Annotated in this window: 13 protein-coding genes; 10 read left to right on the top strand and 3 right to left on the bottom strand. The window is 60.0% G+C overall.

All coding sequences use genetic code 11. The features are described 5' to 3' along the window. Positions 1 to 80 precede the first annotated feature (80 nt). The 7 genes from dusB (at position 81) to hflX (ending at position 9,307) form a co-directional block, all read left to right on the top strand. Entirely contained in the window at positions 81 to 1,100 is a 1,020-nt protein-coding gene (gene dusB, locus AC13F2_RS03005) for a tRNA dihydrouridine synthase DusB (RefSeq protein ID WP_301642906.1), read from the top strand. Continuing rightward, positions 1,097 to 2,161, top strand: coding sequence for a two-component system sensor histidine kinase NtrB (locus tag AC13F2_RS03000; protein WP_482964251.1), 1,065 nt, complete (start codon positions 1,097 to 1,099; stop codon positions 2,159 to 2,161). Before dusB ends, AC13F2_RS03000 begins: the two co-directional genes overlap by 4 nt. A 6-nt stretch (positions 2,162 to 2,167) precedes the next feature. Further along, the gene (locus AC13F2_RS02995) at positions 2,168 to 3,580 is read left to right on the top strand and encodes a sigma-54-dependent transcriptional regulator (protein ID WP_482964250.1); all 1,413 of its coding nucleotides are present in this window, start codon (positions 2,168 to 2,170) and stop codon (positions 3,578 to 3,580) included. An 85-nt stretch (positions 3,581 to 3,665) separates the two neighbouring features. Continuing rightward, a complete protein-coding gene (locus AC13F2_RS02990; protein WP_482964249.1) occupies positions 3,666 to 5,885 on the top strand; it encodes a sensor histidine kinase in 2,220 nt (739 codons plus the stop codon). A 17-nt stretch (positions 5,886 to 5,902) separates the two neighbouring features. Further along, a complete protein-coding gene (ntrX, locus tag AC13F2_RS02985) occupies positions 5,903 to 7,288 on the top strand; it encodes a nitrogen assimilation response regulator NtrX (RefSeq protein WP_103025052.1) in 1,386 nt (461 codons plus the stop codon). A gap of 166 nt (positions 7,289 to 7,454) precedes the next feature. Next, a complete protein-coding gene (hfq, locus tag AC13F2_RS02980) occupies positions 7,455 to 7,994 on the top strand; it encodes an RNA chaperone Hfq (protein ID WP_103025051.1) in 540 nt (179 codons plus the stop codon). A 17-nt stretch (positions 7,995 to 8,011) separates the two neighbouring features. Further along, positions 8,012 to 9,307, top strand: a complete 1,296-nt coding sequence (gene hflX / locus AC13F2_RS02975; protein WP_272020537.1) for a GTPase HflX — start codon at positions 8,012 to 8,014, stop codon at positions 9,305 to 9,307. Here the strand turns inward: hflX and mazG are convergent. The 3 genes from mazG to AC13F2_RS02960 form a co-directional block, all read right to left on the bottom strand. After that, on the bottom strand, positions 9,304 to 10,068 hold the full coding sequence (mazG, locus tag AC13F2_RS02970; RefSeq protein WP_482964248.1) for a nucleoside triphosphate pyrophosphohydrolase: 765 nt from the start codon (positions 10,066 to 10,068) through the stop codon (positions 9,304 to 9,306). The two genes, hflX and mazG, sit on opposite strands and share 4 nt — an antisense overlap. Positions 10,069 to 10,127: 59 nt before the next feature. Beyond that, positions 10,128 to 12,104, bottom strand: a complete 1,977-nt coding sequence (parE, locus tag AC13F2_RS02965) for a DNA topoisomerase IV subunit B (RefSeq protein ID WP_103025048.1) — start codon at positions 12,102 to 12,104, stop codon at positions 10,128 to 10,130. Positions 12,105 to 12,168: 64 nt separating this feature from the next. Next, positions 12,169 to 13,329, bottom strand: a complete 1,161-nt coding sequence (locus tag AC13F2_RS02960) for a penicillin-binding protein activator (RefSeq protein WP_482964247.1) — start codon at positions 13,327 to 13,329, stop codon at positions 12,169 to 12,171. A 37-nt stretch (positions 13,330 to 13,366) separates the two neighbouring features. On the opposite strand from AC13F2_RS02960, the gene rsmI reads away from it, so the two are divergent. The 3 genes from rsmI to gshB are packed head-to-tail and all read left to right on the top strand — an operon-like array spanning position 13,367 to position 15,571. Beyond that, the gene (gene rsmI / locus AC13F2_RS02955) at positions 13,367 to 14,221 is read left to right on the top strand and encodes a 16S rRNA (cytidine(1402)-2'-O)-methyltransferase (protein WP_482964246.1); all 855 of its coding nucleotides are present in this window, start codon (positions 13,367 to 13,369) and stop codon (positions 14,219 to 14,221) included. Then, entirely contained in the window at positions 14,218 to 14,568 is a 351-nt protein-coding gene (locus AC13F2_RS02950; protein WP_482964245.1) for a YraN family protein, read from the top strand. Before rsmI ends, AC13F2_RS02950 begins: the two co-directional genes overlap by 4 nt. 34 nt (positions 14,569 to 14,602) lie before the next feature. Further along, positions 14,603 to 15,571 (top strand): glutathione synthase, encoded by a 969-nt coding sequence (gshB, locus tag AC13F2_RS02945; RefSeq protein WP_482964244.1) that lies wholly within the window; start codon positions 14,603 to 14,605, stop codon positions 15,569 to 15,571. Positions 15,572 to 15,602 lie beyond the last annotated feature (31 nt).

Here is a 15,602-nt window from a genome sequence, read left to right as displayed (position 1 = left end):
GGCAGCAGCGCGCTAGCGGCTTGCCGTTTTAGCTGCAACGCACTATGTGCCTGCCCAATATTTAGGCAATGATTTCCGGCATGACGATGACCCCTCTTCCTCCGGCTCCGCCGAAGCCCATTTTTGTCGGCGACGTGTCGATCGACACGCCGGTCGTGCTTGCGCCTATGACGGGCGTCACCGACTTGCCGTTCCGCAAGTTGGTGCGCCGTTATGGTTCAGGTCTCAACGTGACCGAAATGATCGCAAGCGAAGCGGCGATCCGCGAAACACGGCAAAGCGTTCAGAAGGCTGCCTGGGACGCGACCGAAGAACCTGTTTCGATGCAGCTTGTCGGGTGCGATCCTGTCAGCATGTCAGAGGCAGCCAAGCTTCAGCAGGACAATGGCGCTGCGATAATCGACATCAACTTCGGTTGCCCGGTGCGAAAGGTCGTCGGACAGTTGGCGGGCTCCGCCCTGATGCGTGAAGTGCCGCTGGCGACGAAGCTTATGGAAGCGACGGTCAAGGCGGTGGACGTCCCCGTTACGGTAAAAATGCGAATGGGTTGGGATCATGCAGATCTCAATGCCCCGGAACTCGCGCGCATTGCCGAGGATCTCGGCGTCAAGATGATCACCGTACACGGCCGCACGCGTAATCAGATGTACAAGGGCAGCGCAGACTGGGCGTTCATTCGCAAGGTCAAGGATGCGGTTTCAATTCCAGTAATTGCCAATGGCGACATCTGCACCATCGAAGATGCGGCGAAGGCGCTCGATCAATCCGGCGCGGACGGTATCATGATCGGTCGCGGGGCTTATGGGAAACCCTGGCTGCTGGGTCAGGTAATGCATTGGTGGCGCACCGGCGAAGTGCTGGAAAGCCCGAGTGTGGACGAACAGTTCGAAACGCTGATCGAACACTATCGTATGATGCTGGACCATTACGGCGAAGATGTCGGCACCAAGATCGCCCGCAAGCACCTTGGCTGGTACACCAAAGGCCTGCACGGTTCCGCCGAGTTCAGGAATTTCGTCAACTTCATCGACGACCCCATGAAGGTTCTCGAGGAAATCGAACGGTTCTACGAACCCATGCTGCAGCGAAGGGCCGCGTGAGCACGCCCGCTGGTGCGCCCGACGCGCGCGACCAGCTAGCGTCGCTAATCTTTGCAGTGCTGTTACTCGATGAAGACGACAAGATCGTCGAAGCCAACCATGCTGCCGAAGAAATGCTCGGTCGCAGTGCTCGCAAACTGTCCGAGAAACGCTTCTGGGACGTAGTGGGAATTTCCGATCAACGCCTGAGCGATCGGTTACAGTCGAACGATGCGCAGATCGTGGCGCGCGGTGCGACCATCGCCACTGCGATCGGCGATCGCCGGGTGAATATCAGCAGTTCGCCAATGCCTGGCGAGAACGGATGGCGGGTCCTTACCCTGTCCGATGCCGGGCAGCCGGAAAACGACGAAGACGAAACCGAACGCGTCGAATTGCGTGCCCCGGCAGTGCTGGCCCATGAAATCAAGAACCCGCTTTCCGCGATCCGCGGGGCAAGCCAATTGCTGGCGCGGCGGGTGGCGGGCAAGGACAAGCCGCTGGCGCAAATGATTTCTACAGAAGTGGACCGCATTGCGCAGCTCGTCGACCGCATGCAGCAATTGGGCGCGAAGCCGGTAGAGATCACGGGGCCGTGCAATCTCCACGCTGCGATCCGCAATGCCATGGCTACGGTCAGGGCAGCGCGCACCACGGCATGCGAACTGGAAGAAGAATTCGATCCCTCTTTGCCACCCGTCGCTGCCGATCAGGGCGCGCTGGAGCAGGTTCTGATCAACCTTATCGCGAATGCCTGCGACGCGTCTGCCGCAGTGGCAGAGCCGAAGGTTCGCGTACGTACGCGATTCGTCAGCGGGCTCGTTTTCAATACGATACGCTTCGGCAAGGCGACCAGGCTGCCGATCGAGATAACCGTGACCGACGGGGGCCCAGGGATCGATCCTGCGCTGCGCGATCATGTTTTCGAGCCTTTCGTATCGAGCAAGCCGCATGGTCAGGGACTTGGACTGGCCCTGGTCCGCAAGCTTCTTCGCGACATGGGGGGGCGCATTTCGCACGAGCGGGATGAGCGCGCGGGTGAAACGCATTTCCGCATCAATCTGCCGATAGCGGCAGGGTAGGGGACCATGAGCCACGCAGTTCTGCTGGTCGAAGACGACAAGAGCATCGCCACGGTCATTACCGAGGCGCTGCGCGAGGACGGGTTCGAGGTTACCGCCTGCGAGAGCATCGAACGGCGAGATGTGCTGCTCGGCCATGGTCGGTTCGATGTCATGCTGACAGATGTAATGCTGCAGGATGGCGATGGCCTGGCGTCGATCGACGCGGTCCGCCGCGCAGCTCCCGACATGCCCGTGATCGTCCTGTCGGCTCAGAACACGCTGGATACGGCAGTCCGCGCCAGCGACAGCGATGCGTTCGAGTATTTTCCCAAGCCGTTCGATCTCGATGAACTGATGCACGCGGTTGCGCAGGCGGTTGCAAACCGCCCGTCGGTAGAGGGCGTCGAGGAGCCGGAAGAAAGCGCGTTGCCACTGATCGGGCGCAGTCCCGCCATGCAGGGCGTGTTCCGGATGATCACCCGCGTCCTGAGGAACGATCTAACCGTCCTGATCACCGGCGAAAGTGGTACAGGCAAGGAGCTGGTGGCGGAAGCCATCCACGAGCTCGGTTCGCGCAAGACGGGGCCCTTCGTGGCGGTCAACATGGCAGCCATTCCGCACGATCTTCTTGAAAGCGAGCTCTTCGGTCACGAGCGCGGAGCCTTCACCGGAGCTGTCAGCCAACAGATCGGCAAGTTCGAGCAGGCGAATGGCGGGACGCTGTTTCTCGACGAAATCGGGGACATGCCGGCCGAAGCGCAAACGCGGCTGTTGCGCGCATTGCAATCCGGCAGGATTCGCCGCGTCGGAGGGCGGCAGGAAATCGGCGTAGATGTGCGCATCGTCGCGGCGACCAATCGTGATCTAGTGCCGATGATCGGCGAAGGGCGCTTTCGCGAGGACCTCTATTATCGCCTGAACGTGGTTCCCATCCATCTCCCGCCGTTGCGGGAGCGACCGGAGGATGTCGGCGCGCTGGTTCGCCATTTCCTTGGACAGGCCGCGAGCGAGGGTCTGCCTAACCGACAAGCGAGCTTAGGAGCGATCGAAGCCCTCGAGGCACGCGAATGGCGGGGAAATGTGCGCGAACTGCGTAATGCGATCTTTCGCCTTGCCCTGATGGCGCGCGAGGACGTGATCGATCGTTCTGCCGTCGACGATTTATTGCCAGCGGTTCGAAAGCCCGAGGGTGAAAGCGCCAAACATGGTCTTGAAGCGGCGCTCGAAGCATGGTTCGACGAAGCTCGTCCGGTGGATGGCGGTGTGTATCATGCGGCGCTCGCTGCTTTCGAAAAGCCGCTGTTCGAGCACACACTCCAGCGGACGCAGGGAAACCAGTTACGCGCGGCACGCATGCTCGGCATAAATCGCAACACCTTGCGAAAACGCCTTTCGGAGCTTGATATTACACCGGAAAATTTCGCGCGCCGGAGTTGATGCCGCGCGAACTGGCGACAGCCGGCCACAATTTGTCGAATTTATACTTGCAAATGTGCAACACTCCCGTTGTATGCCCGCCACGATGGCGTCAGGCGTAGAAGTACCAAGGAATCAGACTCCTCGCTGGTGGCGCAGATTCATTGTGACGTCGCGCCGCAAGAATATATTCGCCTATATCGAAATCGCTGCCGCGATCGCTATTGTGGTTATCGGGGCCAGCACTTGGGCCACTTTCACCAATGCACCGCCCGACGGCGCCTTGCTGCCGTCCCGGCAGGTCGCCGGGCTTCTGATCGGCATGCTGATCCCTTCGATGGCACTGCTGGTTCTGGCAGGCCGCAGGATTGCGTTGCGGCGAGCGGCGGGAAGTACTGCGCGGCTTCACGTGCGGCTGGTGTTCTTTTTCTCGATGATTGCCGCCGTTCCGACATTGATGGTCGCCGGCTTCGCCGCGTTCCTGTTCCAGTCGGGAGCCGATTTCTGGTTTTCGGACGATTCACGTGGCCTGATGGAAAACGCCAATAGGCTCGCCGACAGCTACTATGAGGAAAACCAGCTTGATCTGGCCAATGAAACGATTTCGATGGCTATGGACATGCGCTCCATTCTTGGACGCGTCGAGTTGACTGATCCGAATTTCGCCTTGGTTTATCAGTACCAGGCGGAACCTCGCGATGTGATGGAAAGCGCAATTCTGCAGACGATGCCCGACAGGTCGATGCGGACTGCGGTTGTCTACGGACTAAATGAGGACAGCGACCCTCGAGCGTTTGCGCAGCAATCGTTCGCTCGACTTAACGCCGGAGAACAGGTTGCGGTCCGGGGAAGTCCTCAACGGATCGAAGCAGTTGCACCGATCGATCGCGACACGGGTATCTATCTCTATACCGCGCGCAATGCCGAAGCCGGGACCTTTCGCAGTTGGCAGACCGCTCGCTCGATTTCTAGCAAGTACAACGAACTGACGAAGCGGGCCCGGGCCCTTCAACTGCGCTTTAATCTCGCGCTGTTTTTCGTGTCCCTTGCCCTGGTGGGCCTCGCCGTCTGGTTCGCGCTTCGCTTTGCCGACCGACAGGTCGAGCCGCTTACCGATCTGGTGGCGGCCGCGCGCAAGGTCGGGGCGGGTAATTTCGCGCTTCGCGTCGAGGGACGGACGGGCGCCGATGAGATCGGGTTGCTGAACCGCGCTTTCAACCGGATGACCGCTCAGTTGGAGAAGCAGACCGATGCGCTGCTCTCTGCAAATACCGAACTGGAAGAGCGGCGTAGCTTCATCGAAGCGGTTCTTGAATCGGTGAGTGCGGGCGTGATTTCAGTCGATACCGACCTGAATGTGCTCCTGATGAACGCACCGGCGCAGGCTATGCTGGAAAACGATGCCTCACCGCAGGAGTTGCCCAGCACGCTCGATGATCTTGCACCGCAGATTGGCGCAATGGTCAGGGCCGGCCTGACCAGAGGCGTCGTGTCGCATAACCGCAGGGGCGAATTGCTGACGCTGGCGGTCAAGATCGGTCGCGAAAGTGACGGACATGTCATTACGTTTGAAGACATTACCCGGCAGCTTCTCGATCAACGGCAGGCCGCATGGTCCGATGTTGCCCGCAGGATTGCTCACGAGATCAAGAACCCGCTGACCCCCATTCAGCTCGCGACGGAGCGATTGAAGCGCAGATACCGCAAACAGATCGCACAAGATGGCGAGTTGTTCGACGAATTGACCAGCACGATCGTTCGGCAAGTAGGTGATCTGCGGAAGATGGTGGATGAATTCTCCAGCTTTGCGCGACTGCCCAAACCAAGTTTCCGCCCTGAGGACATGCTCGATCTGGTCAGGCAGTCGCTGTTCCTCCAGGAAGTCGCGCACCCCGATGTCGATTACCGGTTGGAAGCGCCACATGATGGCCCGATACGCATGCAATGCGACAGGCACCAATTGGGCCAGGCGCTGACCAATACGCTCAAGAATGCTTACGAAGCGATTGAAACCAAACTCCAGTCGTCCGACGTCGATTACCGCGGCAAGATCCTGATCGCGGTCGAGCCGGGCGAAGATTCGGTAATCGTCTCGGTGCAGGATAACGGAATTGGGTTGCCGCAGGACCGGGTCAACATTCTCGAACCTTATGTGACCACGCGCGAAAAAGGCACCGGTCTGGGTTTGGCGATCGTCAACAAGATCGTCGAGGAACATGGCGGTGAAATGACGTTCACCTCGGTCGAGACCGGCGGCACGCGCGTTACAATGCGATTTGCACGCGATCCGCTCGCCAAGAACGGCGACGGACAGCACACAGGATAGATGAAGGATGAGGCCGTATGGCGTTAGACATTCTGATCGTCGATGATGAACGCGACATCCGCGAACTGGTCGCGGGAGTCCTGAGCGATGAGGGCTACGAGTGCCGCACCGCGGCCGATAGTACTTCTGCGCTCGAAGCGGTCGACACAAAGCGACCCAGCCTGGTGCTTCTGGACGTCTGGTTGCACGGTAGCCAGATGGATGGGCTCGAGGTTCTCGATGCCATCAAGGTGCGTGAACCCGATTTGCCCGTCATCATTTTCTCCGGTCACGGCAATATCGATACGGCCGTCAGTGCCGTCAGTCGCGGCGCCGTCGACTTCATCGAGAAGCCATTCGAAGCGGAACGTCTGCTTTACCTGGTAGAGCGAGCAACGGAGACGGAAAGGCTTCGCCGCGAGAATACGCGGTTGCGCGAGAACGAGTCGCAGATCGACGAGTTCACCGGCAATTCGGCAGTCATAAATGCTGTGCGGGCCACGCTGAAGCGCGTCGCAAGCACTGGCAGCCGTGTTCTGGTGACCGGACCCGCAGGGGCCGGCAAAGAAGTGGCTGCGCGTCTGCTCCACAGCTGGAGCCCGCGGGCGGACAAGGCCTTTGTCATTGTCAATTCCGCGCGCATCACCCCCGAACGGTTTGAAGAGGAACTGTTCGGGGAAGAGGCAGATGGCAAGCTGGTGCGCCCAGGCCTCCTGGAGACTGCCGACGGAGGCACGCTCTATCTGGATGAAGTCGCGGACATGCCGCTTTCCACACAGGCGCGCATTCTACGTGTTCTGACAGAACAGAGTTTCGTGCGGGTCGGGGGGACTCGTCAAATCGGTGTAGACGTCCGCGTCGTCTCATCGACGTCGCGCGACCTCGCAAACGAAATGGAAGAAAAGCGGTTTCGCGAAGACCTCTTCTATCGTTTGAACGTGGTGCCGGTGGAAGTCCCATCCCTGGCCGAGCGCCGGGACGACATCCCGTCGTTGGCCGACGGGTTTTTCGCGCGTTATGCAACTGAACAGGGATTGCGCCCGCCGACCATCAGCGAGGAAGCCATGGCGGCTCTGCAAGCATACGACTGGCCGGGCAATGTGCGCCAATTGCGCAATGTCGTCGAGCGGACAATTATCCTGACACCGCGGGAAAACCTGGAGCAGATCGAGGTCGATATGCTTCCGGAAGAAGTACTTGGCGGGAAAATCGGTGCGAACGGCGGTGTCGGAGCAATGATGGGCGCCCCATTGCGCGAGGCGCGCGAGAACTTCGAGAGAGAATATCTCACCGTCCAGATTCGCAGATTTTCAGGCAATATCTCTAAGACGGCGACTTTTATCGGGATGGAGCGATCGGCTCTGCACCGGAAACTGAAGCTGCTGGGTATGGTCGAACGCAAGGGATCCGATCGTAAGAGTTGAACAGGATCGCAAAGTTGCGCGATTTTATTCGAAACTAGGATTGCGTTGCGTTGTTATGAGTATTCAACCACATTAGGTTTGTTCGCGAAGAACTTGCGGACACCCCGGGCGTGGTGGGCGCCCAGATTGCGGTTCTAAGACGGGCCGCCAAAAAACGGGAAAGAATATGTCCGGCGAACGAACACTCTCTGCGCGGCCACGACCCAAGCCGCCTCAGCCCGAACAGCGGGCTCGTCCGCAAAACCTGCAGGACGCCTTTTTGAACCTCCTGCGAAAGAACAAGTCTCCCGTGACCATGTTTCTGGTCAAGGGAGTCAAGCTTCAGGGTATCGTCACGTGGTTCGACAATTTCTCCATCCTGCTTCGTCGGGATGGGCAGTCGCAACTGGTCTACAAGCATGCGATCAGCACGATCATGCCAGCCCAGCCGGTGGATACGGAACAGTTCGGCAGCCAGAGTTCTGGCGCGAAGCAGCGTCTGCTTCAGGATGTTTTCCTTAGCCGGGTCAGCCAGGCCGAAGCGCAGGTGACGATGTTCCTCGTCAATGGCGTGATGCTGCAGGGCAGGATTGCCGCCTACGATCTGTTCTGCATGCTGTTAGAACGCGACGGGTATGTTCAACTCGCGTATAAGCATGCCGTGTCGACGATCCAGCCGGCGACGGCGGTCGATCTGACGGAAGAATGGGAAGAGGACGACTCCTGAGTTTCGACGATGATCTGATGGGAGAGGTATCCCGCGGAGCGCGGGCACTCGTGGTGTGCCCGGACATCCGTGGGATGGCCTACGATCTGGATGCCCAATCCCGGTTAGCCGAGGCTGAAGGCCTTGCGCTTGCGATCGGTATTACGATCGCGGAAAGCTTCGTGCTGCCTGTAAGGGAGGTGCGACCCAATCTGTTGTTCGGGGCCGGGCAGGTCGACAACATCGCCATTGCTTGCGAACAGAACGAAGCCGAACTGGTGGTGGTGGACGGGGCCCTTACCCCGATCCAGCAGCGTAATCTCGAAGACAAGCTTTCCCGCAAGGTCATCGATCGAACCGGCCTCATCCTCGAAATATTCGGGGAGCGTGCTGCGACCGCCGAAGGGCGTTTACAGGTAGAGCTGGCGCATCTGGACTATCAGCAGAGCCGGCTCGTACGTAGCTGGACTCACCTCGAACGCCAGCGCGGTGGCTTCGGTTTTCTCGGCGGTCCGGGCGAGACGCAGATCGAAGCCGACCGGCGAATGATCCGCCAGCGTATGGGCCGCTTGCGCAAGGAACTCGAGCAGGTTCGCAAGACCCGCGGCTTGCATCGCGAAAGGCGCGAACGGGCTCCTTGGCCAGTGGTCGCCCTTGTCGGATACACAAACGCCGGCAAATCGACGCTCTTCAACCACCTCACCGGCGCCACAGTCATGGCGGAAGACCTGCTGTTCGCGACACTCGATCCGACAATGCGGGCAATAGCCTTGCCGGGCGTCGAAAAGGCGATCCTGTCAGATACAGTGGGATTCATATCCGATCTTCCGACACAGTTGGTCGCCGCTTTCCGCGCTACGCTGGAGGAAGTGACTTCGGCCGACGTCATCTGCCATGTGCGGGATATTTCGAACCCCTCGACGGCCGCGCAGAAGGCGCAGGTCCTTGATGTATTGCGCGATCTTGGCGTAATCGATGGGGAAGGAGATACGTCGATCCCGATCCTTGAGGTCTGGAACAAATGGGACCTGCTGAGCGTCGACGACGCGGAAGAACTGGGCGAGCAGGTCGAAGCTGACGACGACATTGTCGCCATGTCTGCGTTGACCGGAGACGGTGTCGATACTTTGCTCGATCGTCTCGGAAGCATGTTGACCCGCAACGCTACTCTCCGAAGCTTCGAGGTGCCCGCCAGCGATGGCCGCCGCATTGCCTGGCTGCATGCGCATGGCGAAGTGCTAGAAGATGTCGAAGCGGAAACCGACGGTTCCAATCGCCTCATCACTGTTCGGCTCAATCCCAAGGAAATGGGCCAGTACGAGGCGCTCGATTAACCGATCTGTGCTTTTGCACGTTGCCAGTAAAGTTCCTGCGTATCGAGATCGAGTTCGGCGAAATCCTTGCCGTCGCCTCGAGCCAGTTCTTCCATCTTCTTGAACCGACGTTCGAACTTGCCGTTCGATGAACGTAGAGCCTGTTCCGGATCGACCCCGTATCGGCGCACGATGTTGACCGCTACGAACAGCACATCGCCGGCTTCCATAAGCCTGTCCCGTTCGGTTTCGGCAAGCGCCAGTTCGCCCAATTCTTCATGAAGTTTCTGGATCGGACCCTCGATATCGGGCCATTCGAACCCGACACGCGCCGCCCGCTTCTGAAGCTTGTCCGAGCGGAGTAGCGCGGGCAGGGCAAGCGCTACGCCGTCCATCGCGCTGGTCGATCCGGCAGCAGCGCGTTCCGCCGCCTTGATCTCTTCCCAGCGACTGTCTTCCATGATCCCGCCTTCGTCGCCGAAGATGTGGGGATGACGTGCCTCCATCTTGTCGGAGATGTCTCGCGCGACGTCTTCATAAGAAAAGTCGCCTAATTCCTCGGCCATTCGCGCGTGGAAGACCACTTGAAACAGCAGATCGCCGAGTTCGCCCCGCAGCTGGTCCATGTCGGCCCGTTCGATGGCGTCGGCGACCTCATAGGCCTCTTCGATGGTATAAGGCGCTATCGTCGAGAAGGTCTGCGCCCTATCCCACTCACAGCCGGCCTTCGGGTCGCGCAGTCGCGCCATGATCCTTAATAGTTGGTCGGTCTGATGGGACATGGGCCAATCCAAAGGCTAGGGTTTTGGGCTGATCGATCCTGCGGACCGGACCCGCGCATTTACGCGTCGATCATCTCGCGATCGAATTCGCCGGCATTGTTCTGGATGAAATTGAACCGGTGTTCTGGGTTGCGCCCCATCAACTGATCGACGAGTTCCTTCACCACTGCACGCTGTTCGAATTCGACGGGCAGGGTAATGCGGATCAGACTCCGGCTTTCAGGGTTCATGGTCGTTTCGCGCAGCTGGGCTGGATTCATCTCGCCTAGACCCTTGAAGCGACCGACTTCGACTTTCTTGCCCTTGAAAACCGTTTCTTCCAGTTCCTTGCGATGCGCGTCGTCACGTGCATACCGGCTCTCCTTACCGGCTGTCAGGCGATAGAGCGGAGGCTGCGCAAGGTAGAGGTGCCCGTTGCGCACGACATCGGGCATTTCCTGGAAAAAGAACGTCATGAGCAACGTGGCGATGTGTGCGCCGTCGACGTCGGCATCGGTCATGATGATGATGCGGTCGTACCGCAATTGTTCGGGATCGCAATCCTTGCGTGTGCCACACCCCATGGCGAGTGAGAGATCGGCGATTTCGCTGTTTGCACGGATCTTGTCGGCGGTGGCGGATGCGACGTTCAGAATTTTACCGCGGATCGGTAGGATCGCCTGAGTCTTGCGATTGCGCGCCTGCTTGGCGCTGCCGCCTGCGCTGTCGCCTTCGACGATAAAAAGTTCGGTCTCACCGTCGCCTTCGCCCGAACAGTCGGTGAGCTTGCCCGGCAGGCGCAGCTTCTTGGCATTGGTTGCGGTCTTGCGCTTGATCTCGCGCTCTTGCTTGCGACGCAGGCGCTCGTCCATTCGCTCCATGACCTGCCCGAGTAGGGCTTTGCCCCGATCCATATTGTCGGAGAGGAAATGGTCGAAATGATCGCGAACGGCGTTTTCCACCAGTCGCGCGGCCTCTGGCGAAGTAAGCCGGTCCTTGGTCTGGCTCTGGAACTGGGGGTCGCGAATGAAGACACTGAGCATGACCTCGGCGCCAGTCATTACGTCGTCGGCAGTAAGGTCCTTGGCCTTTTTCGCCCCTGTCAGTTCGCCGAAGCCACGCAGTCCCTTGGTGAGCGCCGCGCGGAGCCCCTGTTCATGCGTTCCGCCATCGGGGGTGGGCACGGTGTTGCAGTACCAGCTTGTCGATCCGTCCGAATAGAGCGGCCATGCGATGGCCCATTCGACACGGCCAGCCTCGTCGGGGAAATCCTGATTGCCCGCGAAAGGCTGCGTAGTAACGCATTCACGTCCGCCGAGCTGTTCGGCAAGATGATCGGCCAGACCGCCGGGAAACTTGAACACGGCTTCTGCCGGCACGTCTTCGCTGGCCAGACTTTCGGCGCATTTCCAGCGGATTTCGACGCCTGCAAAGAGATAGGCCTTTGAACGGGCGAGCTTGAACAGACGCTTGGGACTGAACTGGCGGTCGCCGAAGATTTCGATATCGGGGACGAAGCTGACCGTCGTCCCACGCCGATTGGGGGTGGGGCCGAGTTCTTCCAGCGCGCCCAAGGTCTGCCCCTTGGAAAAGCTCTGCGCGTAAAGCTGCTTGTCACGCGCGACCTCGACCCGCGTATCGCTGGACAGGGCGTTCACGACCGAAACGCCGACGCCGTGCAGGCCGCCGCTGGTGGCGTAGGCCTTGCCTGAGAATTTGCCTCCGGAGTGCAGCGTTGAGAGGATGACCTCGAGCGTGGATTTGCCCGGGAATTTGGGGTGCTCGCCTACCGGCATTCCACGTCCATTGTCCGACACGGTTACGCGATTGCCTTCGTCGAGCCGCACCTCGATCCGCGTGGCATGCCCGGCCACTGCCTCGTCCATCGAATTGTCGAGTACTTCGGCGACAAGATGGTGCAGCGCGCGGTCGTCGGTCCCGCCGATGTACATGCCGGGTCTGCGGCGAACGGGTTCGAGGCCTTCCAGAACCTCAATCGAGGAAGCGTCGTAATCGCCGCTGGAGGTGGGCGTGTTTTCGAACAGATCGTCGGACATGGCTGCTGCTATATCGCGCCGACCTGTCCGCCTACAAGCGCCCCGGACAGGTTATCCGCCCTACTTAGAACCGGGCAGGCGCGTTATCGACCACGACGACCGAGCCATTGCGTACTTCGCGTACTTCAAAAGCACGTTCGACCATTCCGTTGCGACCGAAGCGAAATGCCCCATCGAGCCCCAGAAAACCGTCCGACGCGAGCAACTCGTTTTCGGGGAAATCCCGCCCGACACGCCAGTCGCGCGCAACCCGCAAGGTCAGTAGAACGGCATCGTACCCAAGTGTTGCGATGCGATATGGTTGGCTACCGAAGCGCGCCTCGTAACTGTCCACAAACCGTTTGTAACGCGTGTCCGATATGGCCGAGAACCATGCGCCGCCCAATGCCGAGGCCCGAGTGACCGCGCTTTCTCCGCTCCACAATTCGGTGCCGAGAAGGCGGGTCTTGTCGGCGCCGCCCGAAGGATTGAGCACGCCAGCCGCCTGTGCCGCGAGCCGCGCGCCGTCAGCGATCAGGACCGCATCATAGCCCCCATGCGATTTGAGGCGTTGGGCCGCGCTGACGATGGAGGTATTGCCGCGGGCATACCGTTCGGTCCAGACCACTTCTCCGCCATAGGCGGACACGGCCTGGCGCATGGCATTTTCTGCTCGGGCGCCATATTCCCCATCGGGCGCGATAACGGCAAACCTCTGGGCGCCCTTGCTGCGCGCGTACTGGATGGTGCGCATGATCGACTGGTCAGGGATCTGACCCATGATGAACACGTCGGGGCCCGCAGCGCTGATATCGTTGGAAAAAGATATGACCGGCACATCAGCCGCGCGGGCAGAGGCAACGACCGACCGGATGTTCGAACCCAGTAGTGGGCCGAGGATCAGCTTGTTGCCTTCCGCAATAGCCTGCTGCGCAGCGGCCTCCGGGCCTTTGGCTGTATCATAGGTCGTGATGCGAAGGTTGTCGGCGTTCGTGTCGAGCAGCGCCATGGTGGTCGCATTGGCAATCGACTGGCCGACCGGGCCGTTCTGGCCGGTCATCGGCACGAGCAATGCGATGCGGTGCCGCGTTTCATCGTTTGGCAGGCTTTCGGTCGGTTCGGGTGCGGGCGTCTGGGCCACCGGGCCGGGGCGTTCTGCACCCTTTGGAATCACCGCGCAGGCGCCCAGCAATGCTGCCAGCCCCACGGTAACCATTGCCCGACGGTCGATAGTCCAGCGCTTCATCTTGCCGCATCCCTCATTCTTGGTTCATGGGTGAACGGTGTCCGATGCAACTTCACCCGAAAACCGATCCCTTACACCGGGGCTCTATATCGTCTCCACCCCGATCGGCAATCTCGGCGATATTACGCTGAGAGCGGTCGAAGTGTTGCGACAATGCGACGGCGTCGCGTGCGAGGATACCCGCGTAACGGGCAAGCTGCTAAAACATCTGGGTATTTCGAAGCCGATGTGGCGCTATGACGATCATAGCGAACATCGCGACCGAACGCGCCTGGTCGAATCCATGCGATCGAAAGCGGTCGCACTGGTCAGCGATGCAGGCACGCCGATGGTATCGGATCCGGGCTATCGCCTCGTAAACGACTGCCGGGCCGAGGGCATTCCGGTGACCGCCCTTCCCGGGGCTTGCGCTGCTATCAGTGGCCTGGCCCTGTCCGGATTGCCGAACGACCGGTTCCTGTTCGCCGGTTTCCTGCCGAGCAAGGAAAAGGCGAGGCGGGAGACCTTGGCCGAGCTTGCGGCAGTAGACGCCACACTGGTATTCTACGAAACCGCGCCGCGACTGACGAAATCTTTGGCGGCGATCGAAGCGGCACTGCCGGATCGTGAGATTGCCGTGGCCCGCGAAATCACAAAGCTTCACGAGGAGCTGCGCCGCGGGCTGCCATCCGGTCTGCTGGCATATTATGATGCCAACCCGCCCAAAGGCGAAATCGTGTTGTTGGTCGGCCCCCCGCCGGAAAGCATTGCCAGCGAAGAAGATGCCGATGCTATGCTTCGGAATGCGTTGAGGACGATGAAAGCCTCGCAGGCCGCGGCTCAGGTTGCCAAAGCAACCGGGATGGACCGCAAGACGTTATATGCCCGCGCGATGGAACTCCGCTCGGCATGAAGCGCCGATCGGCGGAGAAGAATGGCCGTGACGGTGAGGCGCGAGCCGCGTTCTGGCTCCGGGCGAAAGGATGGCAGATCCTCGACCAGCGGGTCAGAACGCCCGTCGGAGAGATCGATCTGGTCGCCAAGCGCGGCTCGATCATCGCCTTTGTGGAGGTGAAATGGCGCAAACGGGGCGTCGACCTCGATCATGCGATCGACGAATATCGTCTTTCCCGCGTCGCCGCAGCGGTCGAAGCGGCGGCGCATCGCTATGCCGTGAATGGCGAAGACATCCGGATCGACGTAATCCTCCTTGCGCCCGGTAGCTTCCCTCGCCACATCGCCAATGCCTGGCAGCCCTGATCGCTGAATGGGCGCCAGATGATCGGAGAATAAAATGTCGCTACGCGTCGCCGTCCAGATGGACCCGCTCGAGAACATCAACATTGCGGGCGACAGTTCCTTCGCCCTGATGCTGTCGGCGCAGGCGCGAGGGCACGAACTCTGGCATTATGATGTGACCAGCCTTGCCTACGAAAGCGATAGGACACCGCATGGCCGGATTACCGCGCATGCCGCGCCGGTAACAGTGCAGCGCGATGCAGGGAATCATTTCAGCGCAGGAGAGCGCCGTCGCATCGACCTGGCGCAAGACATCGACGTAATCCTGATGCGCCAGGATCCGCCCTTTCATCTCGGCTATATCAGTGCGGCGCTGCTGCTCGATCGCCTGAAGGGTAAGACGCTGGTTGCCAACGACCCGCGAGAAGTCGTGAACGCCCCCGAGAAGATGTTCGTGCTGGACTATGCGCAATATATGCCGCCGACGCTCGTCGCACGTCACGTGGATGATCTGCGAGCATTCCAGAAAAAACACGGATCGGTCGTGGTGAAGCCTCTTCACGGCAACGGTGGCAAGGCGATCTTCCGGATCGACGAGTCCGGTACGAATCTCTCGGCCTTGTCCGAGGTCTTCGATCAAACCTGGCCGGAACCGCACATGGTGCAGCCTTTCCTTCCTGAAGTGAGCGAAGGCGACAAACGCATCGTACTGGTCGATGGCGAGTTTGCCGGCGCAATCAACCGCTTCCCAGGCGAAGGGGAGTTTCGTTCCAATCTTGCTCAGGGCGGTCATGCCGAAGCGACGGAGTTGACCGCGCGGGAAGAGGAAATCTGCGCGGCGATGGGGCCTGAGCTCAAGCGGCGCGGGCTCGTCTTCGTTGGCATTGATGTGATCGGAGGCAAGTGGCTGACGGAGATAAATGTCACATCGCCAACGGGGATCGTTGCGATCGACAGATTCAACGGCACCGATACGGCCGCGCTGATATGGGATGCGATCGAACGCCGTCATGCCGCAATGTAGGACCATCCGACAGAGTTGATCGTTAGCGGCC

This window comes from Qipengyuania sp. L-5Y (assembly GCF_056859455.1).
Note: the sequence above shows the minus strand (reverse complement) of the source record. Positions and strands in the feature narration are given on the sequence as shown.